The organism is Microbacterium sp. 10M-3C3 (assembly GCF_003931875.1).
Classification (GTDB): Bacteria; Actinomycetota; Actinomycetes; order Actinomycetales; family Microbacteriaceae; genus Microbacterium.
The window spans coordinates 1634444-1653474 of the sequence record NZ_CP034245.1; the positions used below are offsets into that span (position 1 = coordinate 1634444).

Consider the following 19031-nt stretch of genomic DNA (forward strand, 5'->3'; position numbering starts at 1 on the left):
TGATCCGGTGGTGGTGTCCGCCCCCACCCTGGCGACAGGACGTCAGTGCTGCTTGGAGGCGACCTTCGCGCCGCCGACGCCGTAGCCGGCGCGCGCCATGACCCAGCCCACGATGAGCCCGACCACCACGAGCGCCGCCGACGCCCACACGAGCCACGGCACGTTGAAGAAGAACGCGGTCGTGCCGATCGCGATCGCGACGAGCATGATGATGACGGCCGTCCACGCAGCCGGCGAGTGTCCGTGACCGGGGTCGCCGATGTGGTTGCTCATGGGTCTCCTTCGCGTGCCGGCGCGCACGGGCGCGCACCCCTTCAGTCTACCGGTGCCGCGCGGCGCCCGTTGGTCAGGGCGCCTGCTCGTCGCGCGTGGGGTCCTGCCCGCGCGACAGGTCGTCCCAGGAGTCGATCGCATCGTGCGGTCGCGACGCTCCGCGCGCCCCGTCGGCGGCGACGGCGTCGTAGCGGCGGGACGCCCCCGACCGCCACGCGCGCGCGGTCGCGAGCGTCCAGACGGCGCCGGCCAGCAGGAGCACCTGCGCCGCGGTCGTGACGGCCGGCCACGGGGTCGCCGAGATGGATGCGACGAGGCCGGAGACGCCCTCGAGTCCCGCGATGCCCGTCGCACCGGTCACCGTCGACGCCGCGGCCGACACCGGGGCGGTGACGGCGATCGTGCCCGCGAGCGCGCCGAGGACGAGCGCGACGACCGCCCCGAGAACGCCGAACACGTACCGCAGCACGGTTCCGACGATCGACAGCGCCGCGCCGAGGGCGAGGACGGCGAGCCCGAGCGGCGTGAGAACCGGCAGGGCTGCGGATCCGGCCACCTCGAGGGCCTGTGCGGAGCCGTCGTCCAGAGTGACGACGAGCCACGTCTGCGTCGCCGCGATGACGCTCAGCGCCCCCGCGGCGAGCATCGCCACGACGCCGAGCAGCCGCGCGCGTCGCGTCACGGCAGGGCGTCCGTCACGGGCTGCAGGTCGTCGGCGTCGAAGCACGTCCGCGTGCCGGTGTGGCAGGCGGGGCCGACCTGCTCCACCTGGATGAGCAGCGCGTCGCCGTCGCAATCGAGGCGCGCACCGCGCACGAGCTGGATGTGTCCCGAGGTGTCGCCCTTGCGCCAGTACTCCTGGCGCGAGCGCGACCAGAAGGTGACGCGACCGGACGTGAGCGTGCGGCGCAGCGCCTCCGCATCCATCCACCCGAGCATGAGCACCTCGCCGGTGTCGTGCTGCTGGATGATCGCCGGGGCCAGGCCCGCCTCGGTGAAGGCGACGCGGGCGATGCGCTCCTCGATCGTGTCGGTCATGCCCGCACCTCGATCCCTTCGGTCGCAAGAGCCTGCTTGACCTCGCCGACGGTCAGCATGCCGCTGTGGAACACGGATGCGGCGAGCACGGCGTCCGCTCCGGCGTGGACGGCCGGCGCGAAGTGGTCCAGGGCGCCGGCGCCGCCGGAGGCGATGACCGGGACGCTCGAGACCTCGCGCATGAGCGTGACCAGCTCGAGGTCGAAGCCGTTCTTCGTGCCGTCGGCGTCGATGGAGTTCACCAGCAGCTCGCCGGCGCCGCGCTCGGTGGCCTCGCGCGCCCACTCCAAGGCGTCGAGCGTCGTCTCGGTACGACCGCCGTGCGTCGTCACGACGAAGCCGGACGGCGTCGACGGAGAGCGCTTGACGTCGAGCGAGAGCACGAGCACCTGCGCGCCGAAGCGGTCGGCGATCTCGTCGAGAAGGCCCGGCCGGGCGATCGCGGCGGAGTTGACGCCGATCTTGTCGGCTCCGACCGACAGCAGCCGTGCGACGTCGTCGACGGTGCGCACTCCCCCGCCGACGGTGAGCGGGATGAAGACCTGCTCGGCCGTACGGCGCACGACGTCGTACGTCGTGGCGCGCTCGTCGACCGTCGCGGTGACGTCCAGGAACGTGATCTCATCGGCGCCCTGCGCGAAGTACAGCGCCGCGAGCTCGACGGGATCCCCCATGTCGCGCAGGTTCTCGAAGTTCACGCCCTTGACCACGCGCCCGGCGGCGACGTCCAGGCACGGGATGACGCGGCGGGCCAGCGACATCAGCGGCGACCTCCGTTCACAGGCGTGCGGCGTGGATCTCGGTCACGAGGATCGCGCGCGCGCCGATGGCGTGTAGCGCGTCCATGACCTGGTTGACGCCGCGGCGCGGGCTCATGACGCGCACCGCGACCCACTCGGGATCGCGCAGCGGCGAGATCGTCGGCGACTCGATGCCGGGGGCGACGGCCACCGCCTCCTCGACGAGGCGCGCCGGCAGATCGTAGTCGATGAGCACGTAGCGGCGGGCGACCAGGACGCCGCGCAGGCGCCGCAGCAGCGTGTCGGTGCCGGGGGCGTCCTGCGGGCCGGCGATGAGGACCGCCTCCGACTCCAGGAGCGCGGGTCCGAAGATCTCCAGGCCCGCCTGACGCAGGGTCGTGCCGGTGGAGACGACGTCGGCCACGGCGTCGGCGACGCCGAGCTGCACGGCGGATTCGACGGCGCCGTCCAGGGGCACGAGGTCGACGGCGATCCCCCGCTCGTCGAGGAACCGGTCGACGAGCCCCGGGTACGCCGTGGCGACGCGGACGCCCTGGAGGTCCTCGAGCTGTGTGAAGCGGCCCGGACGCCCCGCGAAGCGGAACGTCGAGTCGCCGAACCCGAGCGCCTCGATCTCGCGGGCGCCGGGCATGCGCGCGTCCAGCAGGAGGTCGCGTCCCGTGATGCCGACGTCGAGCGCGCCGGATCCGACGTACGTCGCGATATCACGCGGGCGGAGGTAGAAGAACTCGACCTCGTTGACGGGGTCGGCGACATACAGGTCTTTCGGGTCTCGACGGCCGGTGTATCCGGCTTCGGCGAGCATCTCGGAGGCGGTCTCGGCGAGCGAGCCCTTGTTCGGCACGGCGATGCGCAGCATGGGGTTCCTGGGTCGAAGGCGAGCGGTCGGGCGGGCGCTCACAGATGTCGGTAGACGTCCTCGAGCGTGAGGCCCTTCGCGAGCATGAGCACCTGGAGGTGGTACAGCAGCTGCGAGATCTCCTCGGCGGCCGCTGCATCCGACTCGTATTCGGCCGCCATCCAGACCTCGGCGGCCTCCTCGACGATCTTCTTGCCGATCGTGTGCACGCCCGCGTCCAGCTCCGCCACAGTGCCGGATCCGGCGGGGCGGTCGGCCGCCTTCGCGGCGAGCTCCGCGAACAGGGCGTCGAACGTCTTCACCGTCTCAGGGTATCGAACGCGCGGAGGGGTCCGGTTCAGTGCGCGTGGCGCTGAGCCTGCGCGCGCAGCGCGCGGATCGCGGCATCCGGGTCGTCGGCACCGAAGACGGCCGAGCCGGCCACGAACGTGTCGGCGCCCGCCTCGGCGGCCTGGTCGATGGTCGACGCCGAGATGCCGCCGTCGACCTGCAGCCACACCGCCGATCCGCGGCGGCGCGCCTCGTCGGCGAGGGCCCGGAGCTTCGGCATCGTCTCGGCGCGGAACGACTGGCCGCCGAACCCCGGCTCGACCGTCATCACGAGGATCTGGTCGAACTCGTCGAGGACGTCGTACAGGCCCTCGGCGGGAGTGTCGGGCTTGATCGCCACGCCGGCGCGCGCGCCGATCGCGCGCAGGCGACGAGCGAGGGTCACCGGCTCGGCGGCGGCCTCGAGGTGGAACGTGACCGACGCGGCGCCGAGCTCGGCGTAGCCGGGCGCCCACCGGTCGGGCGCGTCGATCATGAGGTGCACGTCCAGCGGCACGGGGCTCGTCTCCTGGATGCGGCCGACCATCTGCGGCCCGAACGTGAGGTTGGGTACGAAGTGGTTGTCCATGACGTCCACGTGGACGAAGTCGGCGCCGGCGATCCGGGCGAGCTCGGCCTGCATGTTCACGAAGTCGGCAGCGAGGATGCTGGGGTTGATCCGGATGTCGTCGGATCCGCGGCGGGGCGTCACCGGTCCATTATCCCGGCCCGTACGTCGGCGTGTCGGAAGCCGCTAGGCCTGCTTGTGCAGGAGCGCGATCGACATGGCGGCGCTGTTCAGTCGAGGGCGTCGGCCGTGACGCGCTTGCGCAGCAGCGCGATCGACATGGCGTCGGTCCCATGTCGGTGCGGCCACAGCTGCGCGCGCCCAGAGCCGTCGGACTGGTCCGGCAGGTCGATCGCGGTGCGCGAGATGCCGCGCACGACCGCCCGCGCATCGAGCTCCTCCACCGCGTCGCCGAGCTCGCGACGCACGTCGGCGAGTACGCCCGCGGTCTCGGCGAGGTGCGGCGAGCACGTGACGTACGCCACGATCCCGCCCGGGCGCAGCGCCGTCACGGCCGCGAGGAGGAGCTCGCGCTGCAGCTCGGCGAGCCCCGGCACATCCGCGGGGGTCTTTCGCCACCGCGCCTCGGGGCGACGGCGGAGCGCGCCGATGCCGGTGCACGGCGCATCGACGAGGACGCGATCGTACGCCCCCGGCTCGCGGGCGGCGCGCGTGCGGCCGTCCTCCTCGCTCACCTCCACCGGGAGCGGCACGGCGGCGACCGCGCGCCGCACGAGCTCGGCCCGCGCGGGCGCGATCTCGTTCGCGTCCAGATGTGCTCCCGCGGCGAGGGCCTCGGCTGCCAGGAGGGCCGTTTTCCCGCCCGGCCCTGCGCACAGGTCGAGCCACCGCTCCCCCGGCCGCACCGGCTCGGCGCGGCTGAGGGCGAGGGCGGCCAGCTGGGAACCCTCGTCCTGGACGCGGATGCGCCCGTCGCTGCCGCGCACGATCGCCTCCGGATCGCCGCCGGGCGACGGGAAGGCGAACGGCGACCAGTGCGCGCGAGGTGCGTCGGCGGGCGGGGTCGCGAGCCCCGGGAGCGCGGCGAGGGTCACGCGCGGAGCGGCGTTGTCGGCGGCCAGGAGCGCGTCGAGCTCGTCGGCCCGCCCCTCGGCGGCGAGGGCCCGGCGGAAGGCGCGCACGATCCACACCGGATGCGACGACAGCGTGCCGATGCGCTCGTCGTCGGAACGTGCGCTCTCGGCGATGCGGGAGATCCACTGCCCGGGGGTGTCGCGCGCTACCCGTCGGAGGACAGCGTTCGCGAAGCCGACGGCACCCCGGCCGCCCTCGCGGCGCACGAGCTCGACCGATTCGTTCACCGCGGCGTGTGACGCGACGCGCGTCGACAGGATCTGATGCACTCCCAACCGCAGTGCGTCGCGCACCGACGGGTCGATGTCGGCGACGGGGCGGTCGGCGGCCAACGCGATCACTGCGTCGTACGTGCCGCGACGCCGGAGGGTGCCGTAGGTGAGCTCCGTCGCCAGCGCCGCGTCCTGCGTCGTCAGACCCGCCCGCTCGACGGCGTGCGGCAGCAGCAGGTTCGCATACGCGTCGGCGTCGTCCACGGCGCGCAGCACCTCGTACGCGACACGGCGCGCTGCCTGCACGCTCACGAACCGAGCACCACGTCGTCGCGGCGGAGCCCCCGCCACCAGTCGGCCGCGGCCATCGCGCTCTTTCCGGCCGGCTGCACGGTGCGCAGCTCGATCGCGCCGTCGGCCGCACCGACGAGCACGCGCCGGCCGGCGAGCACAACGCGGCCCGGCGCGGGGGCGCCGTCGTCGTCCGCGACGGCGGCGTCGACGATCTTCACGCGCGCGCCGTCGAGGGTCGTGTGGGCCCCGGGCTCGGGCGTCGTGCCGCGGATGCGCGCGAGGAGGGCCGCCGCATCCGTCGACCACGACAGCTCGCCGTCGGCGAGGGACAGCTTGGGCGCGAAGGTCGGTTCGCCCCGCTGCGGCGCGGCGACGGCGGTGCCGGCCGCGATCGCGTCGACCGTCTTGGCGAGGAGTTCGGCGCCGAGCGCCGCAAGCGCGCCGAGAGCGGCGCCGGCGGTCAGATCCCCCGCCGGCATCACGCGCTCGGCGAAGACGGGGCCGGCGTCGAGCTCGGGCACGAGCTGAAACACGCTCGCACCGAGGTCGCGGTCACCGGCGATGAGCGCGTGCTGGACGGGCGCGGCGCCGCGCCACCGCGGCAGCAGCGAGAAGTGCAGGTTGATCCAGCCGTGGCGGGGTGTCGACAGCAGCGGCTCGCGCACGAGCGCCCCGTAGGCGACGATGACGCCGAGGTCGGGGCGGATGCCGGCGACCTCGGCGGTCGCGTCCGCGTCGAGCCGGCCGGTCTTGCGCGCGCGAAGCCCGAGCTCCTCCGCCGCGGCGGCGACGGGCGACGGGGTGAGCACCCGCTTGCGTCCGAGCGGTGCGTCCTCGCGGGTGATCACCAGGGCGATCTCGTGCGGACCGGCGGCCAGGGCGCGCAGCGACGGGACGGCGGCCGCGGGTGTGCCGGCGAACACGAGGCGCATGGTTCTCCTCGGATGTCAGAGATCGGGCTCGGGGATGTCGAGCCGAACCTTGAGTGTATTGCGCACGCCGGTGCCCGATCGGCGGGCGGCCGCGCGGCCGCGCACGGCCTCGGCGACGACCGCGGCGCGCAGCGACTCCGCCACCGGGCGCCCGATGCCGTACTCGAAGCGCACGAGAGCGCGCGCGGCGGGCGGCCCGGGGTCGGCGCGCACGGGCACGGGCCCGAGGACGGCGTCCTCGGGAAGGGTCGGCACGTCCTCGCGCAGGCTCGCGACCGCGCCGTCGACGGCCGCTGCGGTGCCCTCGATCGCGGCGAGTCGCACCGCGGGCGGCATGTGCAGGGGCGCGCGCACCCCGAGCTCGGTCCGCGCGTACGACGCGTGCGTCCACGTCGCGAGCGTCCGCGCGACGGGGCCGGCGACGCCGACGAGATGCACCGGAGCGCCGGGCGCGGCCAGGGCCGCGGCATCCGACCACCAGCGCAGGCAGTCCTCGCCGATGCGCAGCGACTCGGACATGAGCATCCGCTCCCCGTCCAGGAGCACGACGGCGGCGTAGCCGCCCGGCGCGAACGGCTCCGCGCCCCGCGTCGCGATGACCAGCGCCGGCTTGCGATCGACCTCGGTGACCGGGTGCGCACCGTCGGAGACGATCACCCGCACGCCCGGGAACGCACGACCCAGCTCGTCGGCTGTGCGCTCGCTGCCCGAGGAGGCCATCCGCACGCTGTGCGCATCGCAGTGCGGGCACCGCCACCCCACCGACGAGCGCCCGCACCAGCCGCACACCGGCATCGCGCCCGGGCGGGCGGCGCGCAGCGGCCCGGCGCAGTGGGCGCAGCGCGCCGGGCGACGGCATTGCGCGCACACGAGCGACGGCGCGTAGCCCGGACGGGAGACCTGGACGAGGACGGGGCCGCGCGCGGCCGCCTCCCGGGCGGCCTGGAAGGCGGCCGACGGCACCCGCGCGCCCCGCTCGCCCTCGCGCGTCGCGCTGAGCACGACCCGCGGCGACACGCGTCGTGCCGCGGGCAGGTCGCGCACCCAGCCGAGTTCGACGAGGCGCTGCACGTCGGTCGTGCGCGTGTGCCCCGCGAAGACGAGCGCCGAGCCCTCCAGCTCCTGCCGCACGAGTGCGGCGTCGCGCGCGTGGACGCCGGGGCTCAGCGGCTCGGACAGGAGCGGGTCGCCGTCGTTCCACACCGCGACCAGACCCGCCCGCGCCGGCGTGTAGACGGCGGAGCGGCGGCCGATGACGACGCACGGAGCGTCGTCGAGCGTGCGCAGGAACTGCGCGTAGCGCGCCGGCCCGGACTGATCGGCGTCGTCGCGCACGACCGCCTCGGCGGGCACGAACGCGGCCAGCGCCCGCTCCAGCTGAGCCTGATCGCGGTAATCGGGCACCACCAGCACGGTGCTGCGCCCGTCGGCGAGGGTGCGTGCGGCGGCGGCGGCCAGCAGCTGCGCCCACGCTCCCACGGCGAGATCGGCCGCTGGATGCGGCGCCGCATCCAGCGCGACGCGCTCCCCCGCGGCCAGAGCCGCCGCCAAGCCCGGATACGCGGCGAGCACGGCGTCCGCACGCGCGAGAGCGTCGGCTGCCGGCACCGGCACGGCAGGGGCGGGCGTGGCGAGCCACGCCTTCTCGGCCCGCACCATCCGCTTGGGGACGGCCAGGCGCAGCACGTCGGCCGCGGAGCCGGCCGCACGGTCGGCCACCCGCCGCACGAGGGCGTGCAGACGCTCGGGCAGGACGCGCACGGGTGAGACGACACCGTCGATCTCCGACAGCGGCCGCTCGCCGTCGGTCTCCGTTCCGATTTCGACCACGAAGCCGTCGACGACACGGCCGGCCGTGCGCAGCGGCACGCGCACCCGAACGCCGGGCTCGATCGCCGCGCCCTCGGGAACGGCGTAGTCGAACAGGCGGTCCAGCTGCGGCAGCGGCGAGTCCAGCAGCACGCGGGCGACCGTGCGGGTCGTCACCGGATGCTCCGCCCCGCTCAGAGGCCGGCGGCGGCGCGCAGCGCCTCGACGCGGTCGGTGCGCTCCCACGTGAAGTCGGGCAGCTCGCGCCCGAAGTGCCCGTACGCCGCCGTCTGCGCGTAGATGGGGCGCAGGAGGTCGAGGCTGTCGATGATCGCCTTCGGCCGTAGGTCGAACACGTCGAGGATCGCCCGCGTGATGCTGTCGTCGTCCACGCGGCCGGTGCCGAAACTCTCGACGTACAGGCCGACGGGGCTCGCCTTGCCGATCGCGTAGGCGACCTGCACCTCGAGACGGTCGGCGAGACCCGCCGCGACGGCGTTCTTCGCGACCCACCGCATCGCGTAGGCGGCGGAGCGGTCGACCTTGGACGGGTCCTTGCCGCTGAAGGCGCCGCCGCCGTGGCGAGCGGCCCCGCCGTAGGTGTCGATGATGATCTTGCGCCCGGTCAGGCCCGCGTCGCCCTTGGGCCCGCCCACGACGAAGGGCCCGGCCGGGTTGATGTAGTACTTCACGTCGGGCAGGTCGAGCCCGGTCGCCTCGAGCACCGGGTCGATGACCTCGGCGCGCACGAGCGCGCGCAGCTCGTCCTGCGCGATGTCGGGGTGGTGCTGCGTGGAGAGCACGACCGACTCGACGGTCTTCGGCGTGTGCCCGTCGTAGCCGAGGGTCACCTGCGTCTTGCCGTCGGGGCGCAGGAACGGCAGGCGGCCGTCGCGGCGCACGGCCGCGAGCCGCTCGGCCATCCGATGCGCCGTCCAGCTCGCCATCGGCATGAGCTGGGGCGTCTCACGGGTGGCGAAGCCGAACATGATGCCCTGGTCGCCGGCGCCCTGCTCGTCGCGCGGGTCGATCGAGCCGCGCTCGCGCTGCTCGAACGCCTTGTTGACGCCCGCGGCGATGTCGGAGGACTGCGCGCCGATCGACACGCTCACGCCGCACGACTCGCCGTCGAAGCCGGTGTCGCTGGAGGTGTAGCCGATGCGGTTGACGACGTCGCGCACGATCGCGGGGATCTCGACGTACGCGCGCGTGGACACCTCACCCGCGACGTGCACGAGGCCCGTCGTCACGAGCGTCTCGACCGCGACCCGGCCGATCGGATCCTCGGTGAGGATCGCATCCAGGATGCTGTCGGAGATCTGGTCGCAGATCTTGTCGGGGTGTCCCTCCGTGACGGACTCGGAGGTGAACAGCCGCAGGTCGCTCATGCGTGGCTCCTCGGGCGGGGTCGGCGGACAGAAGTATGCCCCGGCCGGCGGACACCCGTCGCGAGACGGGCGGCGCCGACCGGGGCGATCACCGCGGCGGGATCAGTCGAGGCTGCGCAGGCGCAGCTTGTCCTCGTGGATCTCGTGCAGCGCGATGGTGAGCGGCTTGTCCTCGACGGTCGAGTCGACGAGCGGCCCGACGTTGTCGAAGAGGTTCCCCTCGTGGAGGTCGGAGTAGTAGTCGTTGATCTGGCGCGCGCGCTTGGCGGCGTAGATCACGAGCTGGTACTTCGAGTCGACCTTCTCCAGAAGGCTGTCGATGGGGGGCTCGATGATGCCCTGGTTCGTTCCGGCCATGGGGAACCTCCTGGTTCGCGCGGATGTCGGGTGAGGCGGAGTCTCGGGCGGACGGCAGAGCGCGCCCGCATCCGATCATTCTACAGGCCGGCGCGGCGGCGGAGCGGTTGCCGCTTCGAACGGACCGCACCGGTGACGCCCGGCACGCTTCGTGCCGCCCCGCGCGCGAGACCTCGGGACGACGGGTCAGCCCGCGAGGGCGGCGATCTCGTCGGCGGCGCGGGCGACGTCGTCGTTGACCACGCGGTAGTCGAACTCGTTCTGGGCGGCGAGCTCCACGCGCGCCGTGCGCAGGCGCCGCGCCCGCTCCTCGGCGTCCTCCGTGCCGCGTCCGACCAGCCGGCTGACCAGCTCGTCCCAGCTCGGGGGCAGCAGGAACACGAGGGTCGCGTCGGGGGCCGCCTCGCGCACCTGGCGCGCGCCCTGCAGGTCGATCTCCAGCAGCACGGTACGTCCCGCCTTCAGCGCCGCGTCGATCGGCTCGCGCGGCGTGCCGTACCGGTACTTGTTGTGCACCGTCGCGTGCTCGAGGAGCGCACCCGTCTCGATCAGGCGGTCGAACGCCGCATCGTCGACGAAGTAGTAGTGCTCGCCGTCGACCTCGCCCGGTCGCGGCGGACGCGTCGTGGCCGACACCGAGAGGTGGATCTCGGGATGGTGGTCGCGGACGTACGCGGCCACGGTGCCCTTGCCCACTGCCGTCGGACCGGCCAGCACGAGCAGCCGGCTGCGATTCGGGCGCGGGGACGGCTCGGGCCAGCGCCGGTCGAGGAACTCTCGCAGCTCGCGGCGCTGGCGGGCGCCCAGGCCGCCTAGGCGCTTGACCGGCGCGATCGCGAGGTCGGCGAGGATGCGGTCGCGCTTGCCCTCGCCGATGGCCGGGATCGCCGTGAGGAACTCCGGCACGCGCATGGCGCCGGCGGGGGACGCCGGGTCGGCCTGCGCGCGGCGCAGCAGCTCCTGCGGCGTGATGACGCGCGTGGAGACGTCGCGCTTGAGCGCCGCGCGTTCGCGGCGGGCGGCGACAGCGCGGCGGGACGCCGCGACGCGATCGACCTCGGGCGGGCGTCGGCTCTCAGCCATGCAGGACCTCCCGGTACAGCGTCGCGCGCTCGGCTATGCGCGCGGCGAGAGTATCCGGACCCGCCGACAGCACGCTGCGGCTCTCGCTCGCGACCACCTGCGACGCGACGTATCCGAACCGACGCAGATCGGCCGGCTCCGCCCCCTGCGCCCCGAAGCCCGGCGCGAGGATCGGCGCGCCCGCGAGGGCCAGATCGGTCAGGCCGAACTCCGCGCGCTCCACCGTCGCCCCGACGACGACGCCCACCGACCCGAGCGCGCCGGGGAGGCCGAGGTTCAGCCACGCGACATCCCGCAGCACACGCGCGGCGACGCGCTCGCCCTCGTCCGCGGCGGCGTCGTCGACGAGCGCACGCTGGACCACGGCCGCCTCCGGGTTGCTCGTGGCCGCGAGGACGAAAGCGCCCTTGCCGTGTCGCAGGGCCGTCTTGAGCGTCGCGGTGAGCGACTCCGCTCCAAGGTAGGGGCTCACGGTGACGGCGTCGGCCTCCAGCGGCGATCCCCGATGCAGCCACGCGGCCGCGTAGCCGTCCATCGTCGTGCCGATGTCGCCGCGCTTGGCGTCGGCGATCACCACGAGACCTGCCTCGCGGGCCGCCGCCATCGTGTCTTCGAGGGCGGCGAAGCCGCGCGAGCCGAAGCGCTCGAAGAAGGCCACCTGCGGTTTGACGACCCCGACGCGCCCCGACGCCGCCTCGACGACCCGGAGGCCGAACTCGCGGACGCCGTCGGCGGAGACCGGCAGCCCCCACGCCGTCAGGAGCGCTTCGTGCGGATCGATGCCCACGCACAGGGGCCCGTGCTCGGAGAGCGCGGCTCCCAGGCGCTGGCCGAACGTCGTCACCGGCGCGCCGCCCGGTCGACCGCGTACTCCTGCAGGCTGCGCACCTCGAAGCCCTCGCGGAGCACGGGGAGCGCGCTCACCGCAGCCCCGAGCACGGCCATCGTCGTGAACAGGGCCTTGTCGGCGGCGACCGCCGCCGCGCGGATCTCGTAGCCGTCGGCGCGGGCGAGCCCGCCGCTGGGCGTGTTCACGATCATGTCGATCTCGCCCGCGTTGATGAGGTCGACGATGTTCGTCTCGCCCGAGGTCTGCGTCTCGGAGTACTTGCCGACCACGCGCACGCCGATGCCGTTGCGCGCGAGGATCTCGGCCGTGCCCTCGGTGGCCACGAGCGAGAAGCCCAGCTCGTGGAGGCGGTGGGCGGGCAGGATCACGGCGCGCTTGTCGGCGTCGGCGACGGAGATGAACACGGTGCCCTCGAGCGGCATCCCGCCGTATGCTGCCTCCTGGCTCTTGGCGAACGCGGTCGGGAAGTCGCGGTCGATGCCCATGACCTCGCCGGTCGAGCGCATCTCGGGGCCGAGCACCGAGTCGACCGTCTGGCCGTCGGCGGTGCGGAACCGCTTGAAGGGCAGCACGGCCTCCTTGACGGCGACCGGCGCGTCCAGCGGCACCCGCGATCCGTCCTCGGCGGGCAGGAGCCCCTCCGCGACGAGCGCGGCGATCGTGTCGCCCGACATGATGCGCGCGGCGGCCTTCGCCAGCGGGATGCCCAGCGCCTTCGACACGAACGGCACCGTGCGGCTCGCGCGCGGGTTCGCCTCGATCACGTACAGGACGCCGGCGGAGATCGCGAACTGCACGTTCAGCAGACCCCGCACGCCGACGCCTTCGGCGATCGCCGCGGTCGCCGCGCGCACGCGGTCGATGTCGGAGCGGCCGAGCGAGACCGGCGGCAGCGTGCAGCTGGAATCGCCGGAGTGGATGCCGGCCTCCTCGAGGTGCTCCATGACGCCGCCGATGTAGAGGTCGGTGCCGTCGTAGAGCGCGTCGACGTCGAGCTCGATCGCGTCGTCGAGGAAGCGGTCCACGAGCAGCGGCAGGCCGGGGCCGATGATGGCCTGATCGGCGATGCGCACGAAGTAGTCGCGCAGCGCGTCGGTCGAGTACACGATCTCCATGCCGCGACCGCCGAGCACGAAGCTCGGACGCACCAGGACGGGGTAACCGATCTCCTCGGCGACGGTGACGGCCCCCTCGACGTCGATCGCGGTGCCGTTGCGCGGGGCGACGAGGCCCGCCCGGTCGAGCAGGCGCGAGAACAGCTCCCGCTCCTCGGCGAGGTCGATCGCCTCCGGGCTCGTGCCGAGGATGCGGTAGCCGGCCGCCTCGATGCCCTTGGCGAGCCCGAGCGGCGTCTGGCCGCCGAGCTGGCAGATGACGCCGAGGATCTCGCCCGACGCCGACTCGGCGTGGAGGATCTCCAGGACGTCCTCGAGCGTCAGCGGCTCGAAGTACAGCCGGTCGGACGTGTCGTAGTCGGTCGAGACGGTCTCGGGGTTGCAGTTGACCATGATCGTCTCGTAGCCCGCGTCCGACAGCGCGAACGAAGCGTGTACACAGGAGTAGTCGAACTCGACGCCCTGGCCGATGCGGTTCGGGCCCGAGCCGATGATGACGACCTTCGTGCGCTGCGAGGGCTCGACCTCGGTCTCGGCGTCGTAGCTGGAGTAGTGGTAGGGCGTGAGCGCCGGGAACTCCCCCGCGCACGTGTCGACGGTCTTGTAGACCGGGCGGATGTCGAGGCCGTGCCGGATGCCGCGGGCTTCGGTCTCGGAGATGCCGCGCAGCTGCGCGATCTGGGCGTCGCTGAAGCCGTGCTCCTTCGCGAGGCGCAGCGTCGCCGCATCCAGCTCGTCCGCGTGGCGCACGAGGTCGGCGACCTCGTTGATGAGCGCGATCTGGTCGAGGAACCACGGGTCGATCGCGGTCGCCTCGAAGGCCTGCTCGGGCGTCGCGCCCTTGCGCATCGCCTGCTGCAGGACGACGATCCGTCCGTCGGTGGGCGTCTGGGCGATCTCCAGCAGCTCCTCGACCGAGCGGTCCTCGTCGCCCCAGTGGAAGCTCGACCCGCGCTTCTCGAGCGAGCGGAGTGCCTTCTGCAGCGCCGTGGTGAAGTTGCGGCCGATCGCCATCGCCTCGCCGACCGACTTCATGGTGGTCGTGAGGGTCGTGTCGGCGGCGGGGAACTTCTCGAAGTTGAAGCGCGGCACCTTCACGACGATGTAGTCGAGCGTCGGCTCGAAGCTCGCCGGCGTCACCTTCGTGATGTCGTTGGGGATCTCGTCGAGGCGGTAGCCGATCGCGAGCTTGGCCGCGATCTTGGCGATCGGGAAGCCGGTCGCCTTCGACGCGAGCGCCGACGAGCGCGACACGCGCGGGTTCATCTCGATCACGATGATGCGGCCCGAGACCGGGTCGACGGCGAACTGGATGTTGCAGCCGCCGGTGTCCACTCCCACGGCGCGGATGATGTCGATGCCGATGTCGCGGAGGCGCTGGTACTCGCGGTCGGTGAGGGTCAGGGCCGGCGCGACCGTGATCGAGTCGCCGGTGTGCACGCCCACGGGGTCGACGTTCTCGATCGAGCACACCACGACGGTGTTGTCGGCCGTATCGCGCATGAGCTCGAGCTCGTACTCCTTCCAGCCGAGGATCGACTCCTCCAGGAGCACCTCGTGCGTGGGCGAGTCGTGCAGGCCGGCGCCGCCGATGCGGCGCAGGTCGTTCTCGTCGAACGCGAAGCCCGAGCCGAGGCCGCCCATCGTGAACGAGGGGCGCACGACGAGCGGGTAGCCGAGCTTCTCCGCCCCGGCGAGGAGGTCGTCCATCGAGTGGCAGATGACGGATGCGGCGACATCCGCGCCGGCCTCGATCACGAGCTCCTTGAAGACCTGGCGGTCCTCGCCCTTGCGGATCGCGTCGACCTTCGCGCCGATGAGCTCGACGCCGTGACGCTCGAGGATGCCCTGGTCGTGGAGGGCCATCGCCGCGTTCAGCGCCGTCTGGCCGCCCAGGGTCGGCAGGATCGCGTCCGGACGCTCCTTGACGATGATCGTCTCCAGGACCGCGGGGGTGATCGGCTCGATGTAGGTCGCGTCGGCGAAGTCGGGGTCGGTCATGATCGTCGCGGGGTTCGGGTTCACGAGGATGACGCGCACGCCCTCCTCGCGAAGCACGCGGCAGGCCTGCGTGCCGGAGTAGTCGAACTCGGCGGCCTGGCCGATGACGATCGGGCCGGACCCGATGACGAGGACGCTCGTGATGTCGTCGCGCTTGGGCATCAGTGGTTGTCCTTCTTGCTCTGCTCGGCGAGCACCATGTCGCGGAAGCGGTCGAAGAGATAGTTGGCGTCGTGGGGGCCGGCCGCGGCCTCGGGGTGGTACTGCACCGAGAACGCGGGGATGTCGAGGGCGCGCAGTCCCTCGACGACGCGGTCGTTGAGGCCGATGTGGCTGACCTCGACGCGGCCATAGCCGGCGGGGCTGTCGACCTCGCCCTCGAGCGGCGCGTCGACGGCGAACCCGTGGTTGTGCGCCGTGATCTCGACGCGGCCGGTGGTCTTGTCGAGCACGGGCTGGTTGATGCCGCGGTGGCCGAACGGAAGCTTGTACGTGCCGAAGCCGAGGGCGCGGCCGAGGAGCTGGTTGCCGAAGCAGATGCCGAAGAACGGCAGCCGCTCGTCGAGCACGGCCCGCAGCAGCTCCACGTGGTCGCCCGAGGCCGCCGGGTCGCCCGGCCCGTTCGAATAGAAGACGGCGACGGGGTCGATCGCGCGGATGTCGTCGATCGTCACGTCCTGGGGCAGCACGTGCACGTCGAACCCGCGCGCGGCGAGGTTCTCGATCGTGGCCTGCTTGACGCCGAGGTCGAGCACCGCGAGGGCGCCGATGCGCTCCCCCGTCGCGGGCGTCACCTGCGCCGCGGCGACCGACACCTCGGCGGAGAGGTTGCGCCCCGCCATCTCGGGCGCCGCGCGCACGATCCGCAGCTGCTCGTCGGCGTCCAGGCCCGCAGCCTCGCCGGAGAAGACGCCGCCGCGCATGCTGCCGGACGAGCGGATGCGGCGCGTGACGGCGCGCGTGTCGATGCCGCTGATGCCCACGATGCCGTCGGCGACGAGGGCGTCGTCGAGCGACTCGTCGGCGCGCCAGTTCGAGACGATGCGCGAGGGGTCGCGGACGATGTAGCCGGCGACCCAGATGCGACGCGACTCCGGGTCTTCGCCGTTCATGCCGGTGTTGCCGATGTGCGGTGCGGTCTGCAGGACGATCTGGCCCGCGTACGAGGGGTCGGTGAGCGTCTCCTGGTAGCCGGTCATGCCGGTGGCGAAGACGACCTCGCCGAGCGTCGTGCCGCGGGCGCCGTAGGCGCGCCCGGGGTAGCGGGAGCCGTCCTCGAGGACGAGCACGGCGGGATCGAGGGACAGTCGGGCGGTCATGCGGCGTCTCCTGTCGGGAGGATGGGGCGGATGGCGTCCACGAGGGCGCGCGCGGAGGCGCCCTGCGGACGGAGATACGTGTCGACGACGGTGCCGTCGTCGGTGCGCCACGACACGCGCGCGAGGCCGTCGCGCTCGACGACGCGGTCGATCGCGACGCTCGCCTGCCCGATGTCGACGAGGCGGTCGGCGGGCAGCAGCATGCGCGGTTGACCGGGCAGGTCGAGCACGACGCCGGCGTCGGTGACGCGGACCTCGGCGCGCGAGCGGAACGCGAGCCCGCGGATCGCGAGCCGCTCGAGCGGCTCGTCGTGCCGCGTCGTGGCGACGTACAGGCCCGAGAACGCCGCGAGCTCGCGCGCGCCGGCGGGGACATCGCCGATCGGGGTCGACAGGCCCGCGTCGCGGCGGGTGCGCCGCATCCACGCCCACACGAGCGCGCCGAGCAGGGCCACCGCGACCACGATCATCACGACGAGGGCGCCTTCGCGGCTCACGCGAGCACCCCCGGCGCCTCGAGCAGCCGGCCCTCGGCGACGGTCGGGATACCGGCGGCGAACGTCCAGAGGACCTCTCCCGGGAGTTCCCGGCCGAGATACGGCGAGTTGCGGCTGCGACCGCGCAGATCGTCGGTCGAGAAGGTGCGCGCCGGGCGCGGGTCGTACAGCGTGAGCGACGCGGGCTGTCCGGCGGTCAGCGGGGTGCCCGCCGCCGCGAGGCGGCCGATTCGCGCGGGAGTGCGCGACATGACGCGGGCGACATCGGCCCACGTCAGCATGCCGGTGTCGACGACCGCCTGCTGCACGACGCGCACCGCGCTCTCCAGGCCCACCATGCCGTTCGCCGCCGCGGGCCACTCGCACGCCTTCGCCTCGAGCGGGTGCGGCGCGTGGTCGGTGGCCACGATGTCGATCGTGCCGTCGGCGAGCCCTTCGCGCACCGCGAGGACGTCCTCGTCGCGGCGCAGAGGCGGGTTGACCTTGTACCGGGCGTCATAGCCGCGCACGAGCTCGTCCGTGAGGAGCAGGTGGTGCGGCGTCACCTCGGCGGTCACGTCGATGCCGCGGCGCTTGGCCCAGCGGATGATGTCGACCGAGCCGGCCGTGGAGAGGTGGCACACGTGCAGGCGCGAGCCGACGTGCTCGGCGAGGAGGACGTCGCGCGCGATGATCGACTCCTCCGCGACGGCGGGCCATCCGGCGAGCCCGAGCTCGGCGGACACGGCGCCCTCGTTCATCTGGGCGCCCTCGGTGAGCCGCGGATCCTGTGCGTGCTGCGCGATGACGCCGTCGAACGCCTTCACGTACTCGAGGGCGCGGCGCATGATGAGCGGATCCCACACGCAGAAGCCGTCGTCGCTGAAGACGCGCACGCGGGCGCGCGAGTCGGCCATCGCACCGAGCTCGGCGAGCCGCTCGCCCTTCTGCCCGACGGTGACGGCGCCGATCGGCTGCACGTGGACGTAGCCGGCTGCCTCGCCGAGGGCGAGCTCCTGCTCGACGACGCCGGCCGTGTCTGCGACCGGCGACGTGTTCGGCATCGCGAACACCGTCGTGTAGCCCCCCGCCGCTGCCGCCCGCGAGCCCGTCAGCACCGTCTCCGACGCCTCGAAGCCGGGTTCGCGCAGGTGCGTGTGGAGGTCGACGAGACCCGGCAGGGCGATGAGGCCGTCGGCGTCGACGACGCGCGCGCCGGCGCGGCTGAGACCCGCGCCCACTTCGGCGATGACGCCGTCGGCGACGACCAGGTCGACGTTCGGGCCGCCCTCGAGGCGCGCTCCTCGGAGCAGGAAGGTCTCGCTCATCGGGGGTCCTCGCTCTCGCTCGCGCGCTCCCCCGCGAGCAGCAGGTACAGCACGGCCATCCGCACGGACACGCCGTTCGCGACCTGCTCGAGCACCGTCGAGCGGGCGGAATCGGCGGCTTCGGCGGAAATCTCCAGTCCCCGGTTCATGGGTCCGGGGTGCAGAACGATGCTACCGTCCGCGAGCGCGCCGGCGCGGCCCGCGTCCAGCCCCCAGCGCCGGGAATACTCCCGCTCAGTGGGGAAATACGCGGCGTTCATGCGTTCGAGCTGGATCCGCAGCATCATGAGCGCGTCGGGTTGCTCGGCGATCGCCTCGTCGAGGTCGTAACGCACCGTGACCGGCCATGCCGTGACGTCCTGCGGCACGAGCGTGGGCGGCGCGACGAGGGTAACCTCGGCGCCGAGCGTGTGCAGCAGCCACACGTTCGAGCGGGCGACGCGGGAGTGCAGGATGTCGCCGACGATCGTCACCCGGACGCCCGCGAGATCCCGCCCGCGGCTGTCGTCGCCGAAGCGGCGCTTGCGGATCGTGAAGGCGTCGAGGAGCGCCTGCGTGGGGTGCTCGTGCGTGCCGTCGCCGGCGTTGACGACCCCGGCGCTGATCCAGCCGCTGGTGGCGAGCGTGCGCGGCGCGCCCGACGCGCCGTGACGGATGACCACCGCATCGGCGCCCATCGCCTGAAGGGTCTGCGCGGTGTCCTGCAGCGACTCGCCCTTGGAGACGCTCGAGCCTTTCGCGGAGAAGTTGATGACGTCGGCCGACAGGCGCTTGGCCGCGGCCTCGAACGAGATGCGCGTGCGCGTGGAGTCCTCGAAGAAGAGGTTCACGACGGTCTTGCCGCGCAGCGTCGGAAGCTTCTTCACCTCGCGGCGCTGCGTGTCGGCCATGTCTTCGGCGACGTCGAGGATCCGCAGCGCCTCGGCGCGGCTCAGGCTCTGGGTGTCGAGGAGATGCTGCATCC

19 protein-coding genes are annotated in these 19031 nt (G+C 73.2%); all 19 read right to left on the minus strand.

What is annotated here, in order from left to right:
* Nucleotides 1-42: 42 nt before the first annotated feature.
* Nucleotides 43-273, minus strand: a complete 231-nt coding sequence (locus EI169_RS07815; protein WP_125131827.1) for a DUF6704 family protein — start codon at nucleotides 271-273, stop codon at nucleotides 43-45.
* Between the two features lie 73 nt (nucleotides 274-346).
* Entirely contained in the window at nucleotides 347-955 is a 609-nt protein-coding gene (locus tag EI169_RS07820; RefSeq protein ID WP_240640712.1) for a Trp biosynthesis-associated membrane protein, read from the minus strand.
* Entirely contained in the window at nucleotides 952-1311 is a 360-nt protein-coding gene (gene hisI, locus EI169_RS07825; protein ID WP_125131828.1) for a phosphoribosyl-AMP cyclohydrolase, read from the minus strand. Before hisI ends, EI169_RS07820 begins: the two co-directional genes overlap by 4 nt.
* Nucleotides 1308-2072 (minus strand): imidazole glycerol phosphate synthase subunit HisF, encoded by a 765-nt coding sequence (gene hisF / locus EI169_RS07830; RefSeq protein ID WP_125131829.1) that lies wholly within the window; start codon nucleotides 2070-2072, stop codon nucleotides 1308-1310. The genes hisI and hisF overlap by 4 nt, the downstream gene beginning before the upstream one ends.
* A gap of 16 nt (nucleotides 2073-2088) precedes the next feature.
* Nucleotides 2089-2931, minus strand: a complete 843-nt coding sequence (gene hisG / locus EI169_RS07835; protein ID WP_125131830.1) for an ATP phosphoribosyltransferase — start codon at nucleotides 2929-2931, stop codon at nucleotides 2089-2091.
* 38 nt (nucleotides 2932-2969) lie between these two features.
* Complete coding sequence (locus EI169_RS07840; RefSeq protein WP_125131831.1) at nucleotides 2970-3233, minus strand: phosphoribosyl-ATP diphosphatase; 264 nt, start codon at nucleotides 3231-3233, stop codon at nucleotides 2970-2972.
* Nucleotides 3234-3268: 35 nt separating this feature from the next.
* The gene (gene rpe / locus EI169_RS07845; protein WP_276312939.1) at nucleotides 3269-3952 is read right to left on the minus strand and encodes a ribulose-phosphate 3-epimerase; all 684 of its coding nucleotides are present in this window, start codon (nucleotides 3950-3952) and stop codon (nucleotides 3269-3271) included.
* Nucleotides 3953-4038: 86 nt separating this feature from the next.
* Complete coding sequence (locus EI169_RS07850; RefSeq protein ID WP_125133377.1) at nucleotides 4039-5421, minus strand: transcription antitermination factor NusB; 1383 nt, start codon at nucleotides 5419-5421, stop codon at nucleotides 4039-4041.
* Nucleotides 5422-5423: 2 nt separating this feature from the next.
* On the minus strand, nucleotides 5424-6341 hold the full coding sequence (gene fmt / locus EI169_RS07855; RefSeq protein WP_125131832.1) for a methionyl-tRNA formyltransferase: 918 nt from the start codon (nucleotides 6339-6341) through the stop codon (nucleotides 5424-5426).
* Nucleotides 6342-6356: 15 nt separating this feature from the next.
* Nucleotides 6357-8327 carry a primosomal protein N' gene (locus EI169_RS07860; protein WP_125131833.1) on the minus strand — a complete coding sequence of 657 codons (1971 nt, stop codon included), beginning with the start codon at nucleotides 8325-8327 and terminating at the stop codon, nucleotides 6357-6359.
* A 17-nt stretch (nucleotides 8328-8344) separates the two neighbouring features.
* On the minus strand, nucleotides 8345-9538 hold the full coding sequence (gene metK / locus EI169_RS07865; protein WP_125131834.1) for a methionine adenosyltransferase: 1194 nt from the start codon (nucleotides 9536-9538) through the stop codon (nucleotides 8345-8347).
* A 102-nt stretch (nucleotides 9539-9640) separates the two neighbouring features.
* Nucleotides 9641-9895, minus strand: coding sequence for a DNA-directed RNA polymerase subunit omega (rpoZ, locus tag EI169_RS07870; protein ID WP_125131835.1), 255 nt, complete (start codon nucleotides 9893-9895; stop codon nucleotides 9641-9643).
* Between the two features lie 186 nt (nucleotides 9896-10081).
* A complete protein-coding gene (gene gmk / locus EI169_RS07875) occupies nucleotides 10082-10978 on the minus strand; it encodes a guanylate kinase (RefSeq protein WP_125131836.1) in 897 nt (298 codons plus the stop codon).
* Nucleotides 10971-11822 carry an orotidine-5'-phosphate decarboxylase gene (gene pyrF / locus EI169_RS07880; RefSeq protein WP_125131837.1) on the minus strand — a complete coding sequence of 284 codons (852 nt, stop codon included), beginning with the start codon at nucleotides 11820-11822 and terminating at the stop codon, nucleotides 10971-10973. The genes gmk and pyrF overlap by 8 nt, the downstream gene beginning before the upstream one ends.
* Nucleotides 11819-15106, minus strand: coding sequence for a carbamoyl-phosphate synthase large subunit (carB, locus tag EI169_RS07885; RefSeq protein WP_125131838.1), 3288 nt, complete (start codon nucleotides 15104-15106; stop codon nucleotides 11819-11821). The genes pyrF and carB overlap by 4 nt, the downstream gene beginning before the upstream one ends.
* Entirely contained in the window at nucleotides 15106-16263 is a 1158-nt protein-coding gene (gene carA, locus EI169_RS07890) for a glutamine-hydrolyzing carbamoyl-phosphate synthase small subunit (RefSeq protein WP_125131839.1), read from the minus strand. The genes carB and carA overlap by 1 nt, the downstream gene beginning before the upstream one ends.
* Entirely contained in the window at nucleotides 16260-16760 is a 501-nt protein-coding gene (locus EI169_RS07895; RefSeq protein WP_125131840.1) for a hypothetical protein, read from the minus strand. Before EI169_RS07895 ends, carA begins: the two co-directional genes overlap by 4 nt.
* Nucleotides 16757-18067 carry a dihydroorotase gene (locus EI169_RS07900; protein ID WP_125131841.1) on the minus strand — a complete coding sequence of 437 codons (1311 nt, stop codon included), beginning with the start codon at nucleotides 18065-18067 and terminating at the stop codon, nucleotides 16757-16759. Before EI169_RS07900 ends, EI169_RS07895 begins: the two co-directional genes overlap by 4 nt.
* Nucleotides 18064-19029, minus strand: a complete 966-nt coding sequence (locus tag EI169_RS07905) for an aspartate carbamoyltransferase catalytic subunit (RefSeq protein ID WP_125131842.1) — start codon at nucleotides 19027-19029, stop codon at nucleotides 18064-18066. The genes EI169_RS07900 and EI169_RS07905 overlap by 4 nt, the downstream gene beginning before the upstream one ends.
* Nucleotides 19030-19031 lie beyond the last annotated feature (2 nt).